This window comes from Cedecea sp. B1(4) (assembly GCF_059414925.1).
The window spans coordinates 460,130-473,424 of sequence record NZ_JCAHMZ010000002.1; the positions used below are offsets into that span (position 1 = coordinate 460,130).

Here is a 13,295-nt window from a genome sequence, read left to right on the forward strand (position 1 = left end):
GCAGCCTTTATTTTGGGCTGCTTTCGCTGGCTGAAAATTTAAATTTCCCAGGGCGACTTTTTTTGCTCGCCGTCCTGCTTGTTTTCATCGTTATTTATGCTCAGTAATTCCGCTTTGAGGATCTCAAGGTTGTTTATCGCGGAAGCATAATCTTTGGCAACCAGAATATCCAGCACGGTATCAATACGTTTGGCAAGCTGCTGCGGATCCAGTGTTGGCATTGTTAATCCTGTCTGTGTTAGGGAATGAATCATTCGCCCATAATGCAAAAAATAGCCGATAAAGAGAAGGGCAGTCGGCGAATTCTTAGCCTTATTCTTCAATAAATTATCGCACAACGTATAAGCATTAATTATTAATACTTACGCTGCATTCATCAAACTACAGCCGTGGATTAGTCTGATCCTGCGATGACCGCACATTCATTTAATGAGGATCTGGCTATGACAGTTATCAACCAACCAACCTGCAAACTCTTTACTGACACTGCACGTTTTACTCAACTGTCTGGATATTACGAAGAAGAACGCCGTACCGTCTGGATGATGCTTCGTGCCCGCCCGCGTCCCTGCTTCAATCACGGACTTATCGAGGAAATAATGAACCTGGGATATATCGTCCAGAAGGCCGGATTTAAAGTCGATTTCTGGGTTACCGGCTCGCTGGTCCCCGGAATGTACAATACCGGCGGCGATTTAGGCTTTTTTGTGGAAACTATTCGTAATGGGCGTCGGGAAGCACTCCGCGCTTATGCCCGCGCCTGCGTGGACTGCGTGCACGCTGCATCTCGCGGTTTTGATACGGGGGCGATCAGCCTGGCGATGGTCGAGGGCAGTGCGCTTGGCGGCGGATTTGAGGCGGCGCTTGCGCACCATTTCCTGCTGGCACAGCGCGATGCCAGGCTGGGATTCCCGGAAATTGCCTTCAACCTGTTTCCCGGGATGGGGGCGTACTCTTTGGTTGCTCGCCGCTCGGGCATGAAACTTGCTGAAGAGTTGATCTATAAGGGCGAGTCCCACACGGCGGAATGGTACCAGCAGCATGGGCTGGTGGATCAGCTGTTTGAGCCGGAGCAGGGATACCTGGCCACGCGCACCTTCATCGATACCCTGCAGCCTAAACTTAACGGGGTGAAGGCCATGCTGCGCGCGCGACAGCGTGTGTTACAGCTGCCGCGCTCAGAGCTGATGGACATCACCGAAGACTGGGTGGATGCCGCATTCTGTCTGGAGGACAAGGACATTGCCTATATGGAACGGCTGGTCATGCTGCAAAATCGCCATACGTCGACGGCTCTGCGTAAAGCGGGCTAGCGCTTTGTTCTGGCCTGATAGCGCTTAAACCAACGCTCGAACACGGCAGCGGGCATTGGTTTTGCGAATAAGAACCCCTGTCGTTCGTTGACGCCGTTCTTGGTAAGAAAGGCGTCTTCTTTTTGGTTTTCAACGCCCTCGGCGATCACCTGTAAATTCAGCGCCTGCGCCACGGCCACGATGGCTCTCACCAGCGACTGAGACACGGAATGTTTATGCACGTCTCGCACAAAAGACTGATCGAGCTTAATGGCGTCGATAGGGAAGCGCGCCAGCTGCGATAAGGACGAGTACCCCGTGCCGAAATCATCCAGATGCACCTGCGCTCCCAGTTGACTGAATTGCTTGATAACCGACAGCGCCAGCTCTTCGTTCTCGATAAGACAGCTCTCGGTCAGCTCAACATCAATCGGGCAATATTCAAAATTCAGATCCTTCAGCGCCTGTTTAAGATCGCTAAAAATAGTCTGATCGGCGAGCTGGCGGGCGGACACGTTGACCGCCACGCGGAGATTAATGCCTTTGTCCCGCCACTTCGCCACCTGCTGCACAACGCTAACCATCACCCAGCGCCCTAGCGGCACAATCAGGCCGGACTCCTCGGCATAGGAAATAAAGCCATGAGGAGGAATCAGACCCCGTTCCGGAGATTGCCAGCGCACCAGCGCTTCCAGGCTACGGACTTCGCCGCGCCAGGTCATCTTGGGCTGGTAATGGATCACCAGTTGATCGTTATCCAGCGCTTTACGCAGATTGGTATCCAGCCACAAATACTCAAATACCCGCTGGTTCATCTCGGGAGAGAACACGCAAAACTTCCCGCGGCCGCTCTCTTTGGCGGTGTACATGGCGGTGTCGGCGTTACGAATCAGATTCTCTCGTTCATCCCCGTGCTGCGGGGCGAGAGAGATACCCAGCGAACAGCCGCTATAAACCTCAATCAGACCGATCCTGAAGGGCTGCTTCAGGCGGGTCAGAATGCGGGAAGACATCGCTTCCAGCGAGCCCTGAGAGGTGTTTGTTGCCAGCACAATAAATTCATCGCCTCCGAGGCGCGCCAGCACCTGGCCTTCTTCAAGGCAGCTTAAAATCGCCAGCGACACGGCCTGCAATAGCTGATCGCCAAACATGTGGCCGTAGGCATCGTTCACTTTTTTAAAGTTATCGAGATCCAGATAAACGATGCCGACCTGCGTGTCGCCCCGTTTGGCGATGGCCTCGGTGATCAGGTCGTAAATGGCGTTGCGGTTAGGCAGTCCGGTGATGGTATCGGTATTGGCCAGCACCCGCAGTCGCTCCTGCGCGCGGCGCTCTTCGGTAATGTCGGTGCCGGAGCAAATCAGGTAGATTTCGTTTTTGCCGCTGCCGCTGTGGACAAACTTGTTGCGGAACAAAAACAGCCGCTGCCCTTTACGGGTTTTGACCCAACGTTCAACTTCATAGGAGCTGCCATTGCGAAAAAATCCGCTGATATTGCGCTTTGAGGCGGCGGCTTCGCTACGGCTCATAAACAGCTTGAAGACATTCTGACCGATGACCTCATGCTCTTTCATCCCGGTGTATTCTTCACTTAACCGATTGAAGCGCTGGATATTTCCCTGTTTATCAAGAATGACAATGACTGAATTCGCTTCAGAGACAACCTGTTCGGCAAAAGATAGGCCCTGGACCAGGTCGCGAGCCACCGAATGGGTGTCGTGCCAGGCCGAGGCGGTGCCCGCCCACTCGCGTTTAGACACTTTGCGGCCGACCATATGCACCGGGACTTCTATGCCGAACAGCGACAGCGTCATGGTCAGGCTGGAGGTAATCACCGTCATCTGACGAATTTCGTCGGCCTGTATCATGTCCAGCGCCACCACCTGGCCGGTGTCTGAATCTTCGCTGGCCGCCAGCTGAAGGGCGTTGCTGTCCGCCGGTAGACGCCAGTAGGGGCTGGTCGTCCCCAGGTAACGATAAAGCAGGTTCTGCTCCAAATCGTCTTTCATTCGTGCTCCTGAGCCTCAGGGGAAAATATCACCTAAATCTATTATTTATAGTAGCAACAGACGGCCGATGTTAAAGCCCCGGTAAAGAGGAAAAGATCTTGTTTTTGCAGAGGATGTGCAATATATCGGCACATTGAGATGACAGAAATGAAAAAGCCGGGCAGAGCGCCCGGCTTTATAGAGTGAAAATCAGGATCAGGCCGCAGGGCGAGCGATAACGCTGCGCGTTTCCATGCGAACTTCCGCGATGGTCACGTCGATAACGTCGGTCACTTTATAAACGACTTCGCCCTTGATCTGCACGGTGCCGTTTTCCTGACTGCAAACCAGCTCATCACGTACCGCGTGGATGAACGGTGCAGGGATAAACGCCACGGCCCCGTTGTCCACCAGGCGTACGCGCATCCCGCCGCGGCTAACATCGATAATCTCTGCGGCGAAGCGAGTGTCGGTGCCGGCTTTCGGGCTCAGGAAGCGAGCGTACAGCCAGTCGCCCACGTCACGCTCGGCCATCCGGTTCAGACGGCGACGTTCCGCCATCTGGACGGTGGTTTCTTCCGCCGGGCGCGTCGCCGCTTCGCCTTTAATAATCGCTTTCAGCAAACGGTGGTTAACCATATCGCCGAATTTACGGATTGGGGAAGTCCAGGTGGCATAGGCTTCGAGACCAAGGCCGAAGTGCGGGCCAGGCTCGATGCTGATCTCGGCGAACGACTGGTAACGGCGAATGCGGCTGTCCAGGAACCCGGTAGGCTGAGCGTCCAGTTCGCGGCGCAGTTTGCAGAAACCTGCCAGCGTAAGGACTTCCTGCGCGTCCACGGTGATGCCGTGGGTTTGCAGCATGGTTGCCAGCTGTTCAGTATTGGCCGGATCGAAACCGGTATGAACGTTATAAATCCCGAAGCCCAGTTTCTCGCGCAGCACGATGGCCGCACAAACGTTAGCCGCAATCATCGACTCTTCAACGATACGGTTTGCGATACGACGCGGCTCGGCCACGATATCCAACACTTCGCCTTTCTCGCCCAAAACAAAGCGGTAGTCCGGGCGATCTTTAAAGACCAGCGCGTGGGTCTGGCGCCATTCGCTGCGGGCCAGACAAACGCGATGCAGCAGGCGAATTTGCTGCGCAATGGCGTCGCTCTGCGGCTGCCAGCCACCTTTCTCTTCCAGCCAGTCAGAGACTTCGTCATAAACCAGCTTGGCTTTGGACTCGATATTGGCGGCGAAGAAATGAATGTCGCTGGCGATAGCGCCGTCCTGCTCAATGTTCATGCGGCAGGCGAGGACAGGGCGGACAACATTGGCGCGCAGGGAGCAGAGATCGTCTGACAGCTCGCGCGGCAGCATTGGAATGTTGAAGCCAGGCAGATAGTTGGTAAAGGCACGAATTTTGGCGATGCCGTCGAGCTTGCTGCCCTCTGCGATCCACGCCGTTGGGTCAGCGATGGCCACGGTCAGCTGCAGTTTGCCGTCGGCAAGTTCTTCAACGTACAGCGCATCGTCCATATCTTCTGTGCTGGCGCTGTCGATGGTGACAAAATCCAGCGACGTTAAGTCTTCGCGCACCAGGCCGTCGTCAAGCATCTCGGTGGCGACGCCGTCCGGCGCTTCGCGTTCAAGATTGTGACGTGACAGTGTCACCCACCACGGCGCAAGGTGATCGTCGCCGAAGGTGATGAATTGCGTTAACTCGGCATAGAAGCCACGGTCGCCCTTTAGCGGGTGACGGCGCATTTCAGCTACCGCCCAGTCACCGTTCTGGAAGTCATGGGTCACGTCGCGAGCTGCGCGGCACTGAATGGCATCTCTCAGCAGCGGATGATCCGGCACAATTGACAGGCGGTCGTCTTTTTTCTGAACGCGGCCAACAAAACGCGTCAGGAAAGGTTCGATAAGCGTTTCCGGCTCGGCGGACTCACGGTCTTTATCGGTGTGGATGACGGCGCTGATACGGTCGCCGTGCATCACTTTTTTCATCTGCGGCGGCGGAATAAAGTAGCTTTTATTCGCATCGACTTCGAGGAAGCCGAACCCTTTTTCCGTGCCTTTCACCACGCCTTCAGCGCGTGGAGTCTGAGAATGCAGTTGCTGTTTTAGCTGCGCGAGCAGCGGGTTATCCTGAAGCATATCGTTTCGTTTTCGTGGCCAAAAGAGCGGCTGACAGTTTTACGCGAAACCGTACCTTGCGGCAAGCGCTGATTGCCGTGAAGGCTTATGGATTCAGCGCTTGAGCGGTATTTCCCAGGCCAATTTTCAGGCGGTTTATCCACCCGGCCAGCCCGGCACTAACCAGTAATTTCAGCACCTGCTGTTCGCTAAAACCTTGCTCATACAAAGGTTGAATCTGCGCGGCGCTAAATCTGTCCGGGGCGCGGGTTAACAACTGCACGGCCTGAATAATCGCTTTTTCACGAGGGTGATTATGACTCCAGGCGTTAAGCGCCCGTTCCCCGTTGCGCATCGCGTCCGGCAATCCAGCATCTCCCTGCCAGGCCGCCGCGGCATCGCTAAAGCAGGCGGCGCTGCCGTTAATCCGTGAGGTCAGCATCACCACCAGCAGCGCATCGTCTGGTTGCTGCGCGGTGGTCTGCCAGAACAGGCGGGTAAGCTGGCTGAGGTAAGAAAGCGCCCGCTCATCGTGAGCAAGCAGCCAGGCAATATCACGCAGCGTGCGCAGCGGTTGGCTGATGCTTAAGACTTCCAGCTGTTCCGCCCGGGCATAGCGCATTTCAACGGGCGCCAGCCCCGGAAGCCAGTTGACCGAGTAAGGCGTAAACAACGCAGGTTCCGCGTCCTGTTGCCCGTCAAGCCCCGGCAGCCAGCGAACGGGCAGCCCCTGCAGCGCTTGCCAGACGGCAATAGCGCGCGCCTGGAAGCCCACGAAGCCGATAATCTGGGTAAAGGAGACAATATCGTCCACCGAGAGGCCGCATTCATCCAATTGCGCTAAGGCGCTATCGTCGATAAGCGTCGGTTGGCTGGCAAGCTGGCGGGCAAACTGGGTGATCTGAGTCAGGCGACGGTTGCTTTCGCGGGATGAGTCGGGGCCGGGCTGGGGGGCCAGGCGAGCGGCATAGTGGTTACACAGGCGCTGGACCCCGTAGACCTGCGCAACGGTCAGCGCCGTGCTCAGGCGATCGTAGCTACTCAGGGTGTGTAAACGCGTCACGTTAATACTTTCCGGCAGCAGCACATCGGCTACCGCTCGGGCGGCTTCCAGCCACGGGGCTTCGACAATCAATTGTGCTTCAGAAGGGGCTAGATCAAGCAGAAAGCGGTCTTCAACCTGCGCTGCTTCGGGAACTAAAGGCAGTACATCCGCCGGGCACAGACTGGACTGGGTTTCATGATACCAGTGGCTTTTACCAGAAAAGCGGCGTTGTTCCATGGTCGTTCCTTGGTCAAAAAGTTTGCAGACCCGGATACAACGTGGCACCCGGGCCTGGTTCGCTGTTTTATCCTGGCGCAAGCTCGGGAGGTGACAAAAGAATGATCGGTGATAATAAATATCGGAAAGGTATAACTAAATCGGATTCAGGCGAGGAAAGCAGGGGGAAATAGCGAAACGGGCCGCGGCCCGCTTCGCTCAGGAACAGAAATTAGTCTTTCAGTTCCAGCTCGTTCATGGCTGCGATGCTGAAGCCGCCGTCAACGTGAACCACTTCCCCGGAGATACCGGCAGACAGGTCGGAACACAGGAAGGCTGCGGAGTTACCCACGTCTTCAATGGTGACGGTGCGACGAATCGGGGTAACGGCTTCGCAGTGGGCCAGCATTTTACGGAAGTCTTTGATGCCGGAAGCGGCCAGAGTACGGATTGGGCCAGCGGAGATGGCGTTCACGCGCACGCCTTCTGGACCCATAGCGTTAGCCATGTAGCGAACGTTAGCTTCCAGAGACGCTTTGGCCAGGCCCATAACGTTGTAGTTAGGGATAGCACGCTCTGCGCCCAGGTAGGACAGGGTCAGCAGGGCGGAACCTGGGTTCAGCATTTCACGGCAAACTTTCGCCATGGCAACGAAGCTGTATGCGCTGATGTCGTGGGCAATTTTAAAGCCTTCACGGGTAACGGCGTTCACGTAGTCGCCATCCAGCTGATCGCCAGGGGCGAAGCCGATGGAGTGAACGAAACCGTCAAATTTCGGCCAGCTTTTCGCCAGTTCGGTAAACAGCGCTTCGATGCTCTCATCTTCAGCCACATCGCAAGGCAGCACGATGCTTGAACCCAGCTCGGCAGCAAAACCTTCCACACGGCCTTTCAGCTTCTCGTTCTGGTAGGTGAATGCCAGCTCGGCGCCTTCGCGGTGCATCGCCTGTGCAATACCGTAGGCAATGGAGAGTTTACTGGCGACGCCAGTGATCAGAATGCGTTTACCGGTAAGAAAACCCATAGCTTTAATCCTTAATAGTCATTGTTGTTGCGGCCAGCAGGTGAAAAAACAGGCAGGCCGACGTTAAGACCGGGCGATTCTAACATGACTCCTGCGTAAGCGTTAATCCGACCACTTTTCCACGTCATAATTTGAGCCGCAGGGGTGTTGGCTGCACGCCCATTTCTCAGTCACTTACTTTAGTAAGCTCCTGAAAAATGCTCCCTTGCCGCCTGCCTGCAACTCAAATTATTTAGTGGAAGCAGGCGAAATATGGCGCGGCGAAGTGCTCTAAATCAACGATCTCTACGCCAGGCGTCAGCGGTCAAGGCCTCGCCGAAGTGGCTGTTAATCAGCCGTTTAGTTAATTCATGCAGCGGGGAGGCGAGCACGTCGGCCGTGCTGCCGCGCTCCACCACTTCGCCTTCGTGCATCACCATCACCTGGTCGCTGATGTGCTTCATCATGCCAATGTGCTGAGTCACGTAAATATAAGAAATGCCTTGTTTTTCCTGCAGTTCAAGCATCAGGTTAATCAGCTGCGAGCGCATAGACATATCCAGCGAGGCCAACGCTTCATCGGCAATAATGACCTTTGGCCGGAGGATCAGCGCGCGGGCCAGGCCCAGACGCTGTTTTTGCCCCGGCGCCAACATATGTGGGTAATAGCTGGCGTGGTCCGGCAACAGGCCAACCATGCGTAAGGTGTCCAGAATGCGCTTTTGCCGCAGCTCTGGCTCAAGCTCGGTATTCAACCGTAGCGGGAAGTCCAGAATTTGCGAGATGCGCTGGCGCGGGTTCAGGGAAGTACTGGGATCCTGGAATATCATGCGGATCCGCTGGCTACGCCAGGAATAATCGCCGAAGTGGAGAGGGTGATCGTCAATCACTAACTCGCCGGTAGTCGGCTCAATCATCCCCGCCAGCATTTTTGCTAGCGTCGATTTACCCGAGCCGTTTTCCCCGATAATCGCCAGCGTCTGCTTCTCGCGCAGCGTAAAGTTGAGCGGCTTCACCGCTTCGACGTGCTGGCGGTGAAACAAACCTGTACGGTAGCGAAACGTCTTACTTAAATTGCGGACTTCCAGCAGCGTTTCGACCATTACTGACTCTCCATATTCAGCGGGAAATGACAGGCGTAGAGGTGATTTTTCGCCCCTTCAAGCCTTGGCGCTTCAATGCATTTGCGCTGGGCATAAGGGCAGCGTGGCCCCAGACGGCAGCCCATCGGCAATTGCTCCAGCAGCGGAATCGCGCCCGGCATGGTGTTTAACCGGCTCTTGTGCGGCATCGGGCTACCAAAGTCAGGGATCGCGCGGATCAGCGCCTGGGTATACGGGTGGTGTGGCGTGGCAACCAGCTCTTCGCTCGTCGCGCTTTCCACGGTTTGCCCGCAGTACATCACGTTAATTTTATCCGCCCACTGGCTCAGCATCTGCAGGTCGTGGCTAATCAGCAGAATGGTGGTGTTGTTGTTCTGATTGAGCCGCGTTAACAGACGGAAGATCTGCGACTGCGTGGTCGGCTCCATGGCGTTGGTGGGCTCATCCGCAATCAGCAGGCGAGGCTGGTTTGCCAGCGCGATGGCGATCATCACCTTCTGACATTCGCCTTCCGTCAGCTCGTACGGATAGCTGCTCATGGCGTCTCTGTGATCTTTAATCCCCACGCGGTGCAGCAGTTCGATGGCGCGGCGCTTGCGCCAGCCAAAGCGTTGCCACCAGCGGCCTTTATAAGTCCAGCCGGGAATATTTTGGGTCAACTGACGGCCAATTCTTTCCGACGGATCCAGACAGGATTGTGGCTCCTGGAAAATCATCGACACGTTGTGGCCCACCAGGCGGCGGCGCTCACGCGGCGAGAGCCGCAGCAGGTCGATATCGTCAAAGCGCATACGATCGGCGGTAACCCGCCAGTTATCTTTGGTGACGCCACAGATAGCTTTCGCGATGAGACTTTTCCCTGAGCCGGATTCGCCGACCAGGCCGCGAATTTCCCCTTCGCCCAGCGTCATGCTCACGCGATCGACGGCTTTTACCCAACCTTCGGAGGTCATAAATTCGATGGTTAGATTGCGGATATCAAGTAGCGGCATTATTGCACCCCCGCGTTAATCGCGCGGCGCAGGCCGTCGCCAAGCAGGTTAACCAGCAGGACGCTTATCATGATGGCCGCCCCCGGCAGCATCACCGTCCAGGGCGCAACGTAAATCAGCTCCAGCGCATCACCGAGCATTGCACCCCATTCCGGGGAAGGGAGCTGCGCGCCAAGATCGAGAAAACCGAGTGCGGCAATGTCCAGAATCGCCATAGACAGCGCTCGTGTGATTTCTGTTACCAACGTGGCGGTGATATTGGGCATGACGGCAAACCAGAGAATATTTAGCGTGGAAGCGCCATCCAGACGGGCGGCGACCACGTACTCTTTCTCCAGTTCATCGTGCACCGCGCTGTAGACCGAACGTACCATTCGCGGCAGCAGCGCCAGCCAAACGGCAAACATCGCATGGCTGAGATGTGGGCCAGCAAAGGCGACCACAATAATTGCCAGCAGCAGGGAAGGAATCGACAGCAGCGTATCGAGAATGTGGTTCAGCACCGCTGAGCGCAGACCGTGGGTCGACCCCGCTATCACGCCGAGCACGATGCCGCAAATTGTTGCCGCAAGCGTGACGACAAACGCGCCGCCCACCGTCGGAGCTGCGCCGCTCAGCAGGCGGCTTAGCACGTCACGGCCAAGATCGTCGGTACCGAGGAAGAACGAAACTTCCCCATAGCGGGACCATGACGGCGGCAAAAGCTGATAGCCCAGAAACTGTTGGTCAATTTGATACGGGGCAAAAAGACCGCCAAACAGGCACAGAATAGCCAGGCCACCGCAGCCGTAGAGGCCAATCATCGCGGTGGTATCGCCATAGAATTTACGCCACGTCAGACGCAGCGTGCTTGGCGGTCGCTTTTCGCGGTAGACGCTATCGTAAGGCATACCATTCCTTATGCTTCAGTGGGTTGGCCATAGCGCCCAAAATATCGGAAATCACGTTAACAATAATCACCAGCGAGCCAATCACCATCACCCCGGCGGAAATCGCCATGTAATCCTGCTGGCGGATAGCGTTAATCAGCCAGCGGCCAAGGCCCGGCCAGCTAAAGACCACTTCGGTGATCATCGCCAGCGTCAGCATGGTTGAAAACTGCAGGCCCAGGCGGGGAATCACCGGCGGCAGCGCGTTGTGCAGCACGTGGCGATGCAAAATAGTGAAGCGAGAAAGCCCACGCGTGGCGGCGGCTTTGACGTAGTTCTGGTCGAACACCTCGATAGTGCTGATCCGCATCAGGCGAATCACTTCGGTGGTCGGGGCGACGGCCAGGGCGGCGACCGGCAGCACCATATGGCGCAGGGCGCTGACGATCATTTCGCTGCGATAAGGCGAGTCCGAGAGCCACGCATCCACCAGCGCAAAGCCGGTGACGGACTTGACCTCATAAAGCAGGTCAAAACGCCCGGAGACCGGGAACCAGCCCAGCGTCAGTGAGAAGAACAGCGTCAGCAGCAGCGCCAGCCAGAACACCGGAATAGAAAAACCTACCAGTGCCAGGGCGCTGATCAGCTTATCCTGCCACTTATTGCGCATGATGCCCGCCAGCATCCCCACCGGAATACCAATCAGCAGCGCCAGGCCGAAGGCCAGAATGCACAGTTCCATGGTGGCCGGGAACACGTCGCGTAATTGCTCGTTAATCGACTGGCCGTTAATGCTTGAGACGCCAAAATCCCAGTGCAACAGGCTCTCAAACCAGAACACCCAGGCGTTCCACAGTGAGGCACCCTGTAGCGGCGCGTGGGGCGTAAAATAGTTGAGGCTAAAGCCGACCACCGCCAGAAACAGCAGAGTGATCAGCAGCAGCAATAATCGCCGTAGCGTGAAAATGATCATTATTTTTTCGCCTCTTCATTTTCCCTGGACACGCCTGCAAACGAGGCGTTGCCGAACGGGCTGAGCACCAGGCCTTTCATGTCGTAGCGGTAGGCCTGCAGCCTTAACGAAGAGGCCAGCGGCAGCACCGGCAGCTCTGCGGAAAGAATATCCTGCGCTTCGTTGTAGGCTTCAATACGGGCTGAAAGCTGCTGGGAAGAGAGCGCTTTTTGCAGCACGCTGTCGAAATGCGGGTTACACCAGCGGGCATAGTTAGTTTGCGAGCCGATGGCCGCGCAGCTCAGCATCGGGCGGAAGAAGCTGTCCGGGTCGTTACTGTCCGTTGCCCAGCCGGCAAGCGTCAGATCGTGGTTCATGTCCATCAGTCTGGCTTCCTGGAAGCGGCCCTCCATCGGCACGATAATCACCTTCACGCCAATCTGCGCCATATCCGCCTGAATCAGCTCGGCGGTTTTGAGCGGGCTTGGGTTCCAGGCCTGGGAGCTGGTCGGCACCCACAGGCGGAGTTCCAGTTTATCCACGCCCAGGGCCTGTAATTGCTCACGGGCTTTCGCCGGGTTGTATTCGGTAATTTTTGCGTCGTTATCGTAGGCCCAGGAGGCGCGAGGCAAAATGGATGCGGCCGTTTCTGCCGTGCCGTAATAAATAGACTGCATCAGGCGCTGATTATTAATGGCAAGGGACAGCGCGTGGCGAACGGCCGGGTTATTCAGCGGCGGCTTGTTGGTGTTAAACGCCAGGTACGCGATATTCATGCCCGGGCGCAGCGTCAGGCGCAGACGCGGATCGTCGCGCAGAATAGTCAACTGACTTGCCGCAGGCCAGGCCAGCACGTCGCATTCGCCGGTGAGCAGTTTGGAAAGACGGCCGGTGCCGCCGGAACCCAGATCGACAACCACCTGCGGCATCAGCGGTACGCCGCGCCAGAAGTGCTGGTTACGCGCCAGGCGAATGTACTGCCCGGCGCGGTATTCGCTGAGCAGGAAAGGGCCGGTGCCGACCGGCTGCCTGTCCATCAATTCCTGGTGGTCAGCTTTGGTCAACTGCGCGGCGTATTCGGCGGACATCACCGATGCGTAATGCGTAGCTAAATGCCAGAGGAAGGAGGCGTCCGGCTTATTGAGGCGGAATTCAACGGTATTGTCATCCAGCTTGCGAACGCTTTTCACCGTTTCCGGGAACTGGAGACTGTCGAAATAGGGGTAGCTGCCGCCGTTAACGTTATGCCACGGATGGTTGCGGTCGAAGATACGCTCAAAGGTAAACACCACATCATCGGCGTTTAGCGCGCGGGTGGGTTTAAACCAGGCGGTAGTCTGGAACTGGACATTGTGGCGCAGGTGGAAACGGTAAGTCGCGCCGTTATCCAGCACTTCCCAGCTTTCCGCCAGTTCAGGCACCAGGCGATAGGTATAAGGGTCAACGTCCAGCAGGCGGTCATAAAGCTGCGCCGCCAGCGTGTCGACGGTCAGGCCGCCGCTGGTCATTTGTGGGTTAAAGGTGTTGACCTGCCCGTTGACGCAATAAACAAAGCCACTGCGGCGAATATCTGCCGGTTTTTCAGCGGGCAAAGCGGCACGCGCCGCGCCGCTCAGGCAGCATAAACCCAGTAACAGGGAGGAGAGCATTCCGCGCATAAGTTTTTGAGTTATCTCAAGTGATGGGCAAAGTGTATCGCACTCTT

Annotated in this window: 11 protein-coding genes; 1 reads left to right on the forward strand and 10 read right to left on the reverse strand. The window is 56.5% G+C overall.

Translation table 11 applies throughout. The features are described 5' to 3' along the window. Positions 1 to 38: 38 nt before the first annotated feature. Positions 39 to 221 carry a protein YciZ/DeoL gene (gene yciZ / locus ACR6JA_RS05595; protein WP_008461338.1) on the reverse strand — a complete coding sequence of 61 codons (183 nt, stop codon included), beginning with the start codon at positions 219 to 221 and terminating at the stop codon, positions 39 to 41. Between the two features lie 222 nt (positions 222 to 443). On the opposite strand from yciZ, the gene ACR6JA_RS05600 reads away from it, so the two are divergent. After that, positions 444 to 1,313 (forward strand): crotonase/enoyl-CoA hydratase family protein, encoded by an 870-nt coding sequence (locus tag ACR6JA_RS05600; protein ID WP_494493018.1) that lies wholly within the window; start codon positions 444 to 446, stop codon positions 1,311 to 1,313. Here the strand turns inward: ACR6JA_RS05600 and pdeR are convergent. The 9 genes from pdeR to sapA all read right to left on the reverse strand — a co-directional run bounded on the left by pdeR (position 1,310) and on the right by sapA (position 13,248). Then, on the reverse strand, positions 1,310 to 3,301 hold the full coding sequence (pdeR, locus tag ACR6JA_RS05605; RefSeq protein ID WP_166873431.1) for a cyclic di-GMP phosphodiesterase: 1,992 nt from the start codon (positions 3,299 to 3,301) through the stop codon (positions 1,310 to 1,312). The two genes, ACR6JA_RS05600 and pdeR, sit on opposite strands and share 4 nt — an antisense overlap. Before the next feature lie 195 nt (positions 3,302 to 3,496). After that, positions 3,497 to 5,431, reverse strand: a complete 1,935-nt coding sequence (locus ACR6JA_RS05610) for an exoribonuclease II (protein WP_494493019.1) — start codon at positions 5,429 to 5,431, stop codon at positions 3,497 to 3,499. Positions 5,432 to 5,516: 85 nt separating this feature from the next. Next, positions 5,517 to 6,692 carry a CMD domain-containing protein gene (locus tag ACR6JA_RS05615; RefSeq protein ID WP_494493020.1) on the reverse strand — a complete coding sequence of 392 codons (1,176 nt, stop codon included), beginning with the start codon at positions 6,690 to 6,692 and terminating at the stop codon, positions 5,517 to 5,519. Positions 6,693 to 6,903: 211 nt separating this feature from the next. Continuing rightward, positions 6,904 to 7,695, reverse strand: a complete 792-nt coding sequence (gene fabI, locus ACR6JA_RS05620; RefSeq protein WP_039294025.1) for an enoyl-ACP reductase FabI — start codon at positions 7,693 to 7,695, stop codon at positions 6,904 to 6,906. A gap of 275 nt (positions 7,696 to 7,970) precedes the next feature. Then, the gene (gene sapF / locus ACR6JA_RS05625) at positions 7,971 to 8,777 is read right to left on the reverse strand and encodes a putrescine export ABC transporter ATP-binding protein SapF (protein WP_008461344.1); all 807 of its coding nucleotides are present in this window, start codon (positions 8,775 to 8,777) and stop codon (positions 7,971 to 7,973) included. After that, positions 8,777 to 9,769, reverse strand: coding sequence for a putrescine export ABC transporter ATP-binding protein SapD (gene sapD, locus ACR6JA_RS05630; protein ID WP_166873439.1), 993 nt, complete (start codon positions 9,767 to 9,769; stop codon positions 8,777 to 8,779). The genes sapF and sapD overlap by 1 nt, the downstream gene beginning before the upstream one ends. After that, complete coding sequence (gene sapC / locus ACR6JA_RS05635; protein ID WP_008461347.1) at positions 9,769 to 10,659, reverse strand: putrescine export ABC transporter permease SapC; 891 nt, start codon at positions 10,657 to 10,659, stop codon at positions 9,769 to 9,771. The genes sapD and sapC overlap by 1 nt, the downstream gene beginning before the upstream one ends. Next, positions 10,646 to 11,611 (reverse strand): putrescine export ABC transporter permease SapB, encoded by a 966-nt coding sequence (gene sapB, locus ACR6JA_RS05640; RefSeq protein ID WP_039294015.1) that lies wholly within the window; start codon positions 11,609 to 11,611, stop codon positions 10,646 to 10,648. Before sapB ends, sapC begins: the two co-directional genes overlap by 14 nt. Continuing rightward, entirely contained in the window at positions 11,611 to 13,248 is a 1,638-nt protein-coding gene (gene sapA / locus ACR6JA_RS05645; RefSeq protein WP_494493021.1) for an ABC transporter substrate-binding protein SapA, read from the reverse strand. Before sapA ends, sapB begins: the two co-directional genes overlap by 1 nt. Positions 13,249 to 13,295: the final 47 nt, after the last annotated feature.

Coding starts and splice junctions, on each gene's coding strand:
- fabI (WP_039294025.1), bottom strand. CDS start 7,695: ATGGGTTTTCTTACCGGTAAACGCATTCTGATCACTGGCGTCGCCAGT.
- sapC (WP_008461347.1), bottom strand. CDS start 10,659: ATGCCTTACGATAGCGTCTACCGCGAAAAGCGACCGCCAAGCACGCTG.
- sapD (WP_166873439.1), bottom strand. CDS start 9,769: ATGCCGCTACTTGATATCCGCAATCTAACCATCGAATTTATGACCTCC.
- sapB (WP_039294015.1), bottom strand. CDS start 11,611: ATGATCATTTTCACGCTACGGCGATTATTGCTGCTGCTGATCACTCTG.
- ACR6JA_RS05615 (WP_494493020.1), bottom strand. CDS start 6,692: ATGGAACAACGCCGCTTTTCTGGTAAAAGCCACTGGTATCATGAAACC.
- pdeR (WP_166873431.1), bottom strand. CDS start 3,301: ATGAAAGACGATTTGGAGCAGAACCTGCTTTATCGTTACCTGGGGACG.
- yciZ (WP_008461338.1), bottom strand. CDS start 221: ATGCCAACACTGGATCCGCAGCAGCTTGCCAAACGTATTGATACCGTG.
- sapA (WP_494493021.1), bottom strand. CDS start 13,248: ATGCGCGGAATGCTCTCCTCCCTGTTACTGGGTTTATGCTGCCTGAGC.
- sapF (WP_008461344.1), bottom strand. CDS start 8,777: ATGGTCGAAACGCTGCTGGAAGTCCGCAATTTAAGTAAGACGTTTCGC.
- ACR6JA_RS05600 (WP_494493018.1), top strand. CDS start 444: ATGACAGTTATCAACCAACCAACCTGCAAACTCTTTACTGACACTGCA.
- ACR6JA_RS05610 (WP_494493019.1), bottom strand. CDS start 5,431: ATGCTTCAGGATAACCCGCTGCTCGCGCAGCTAAAACAGCAACTGCAT.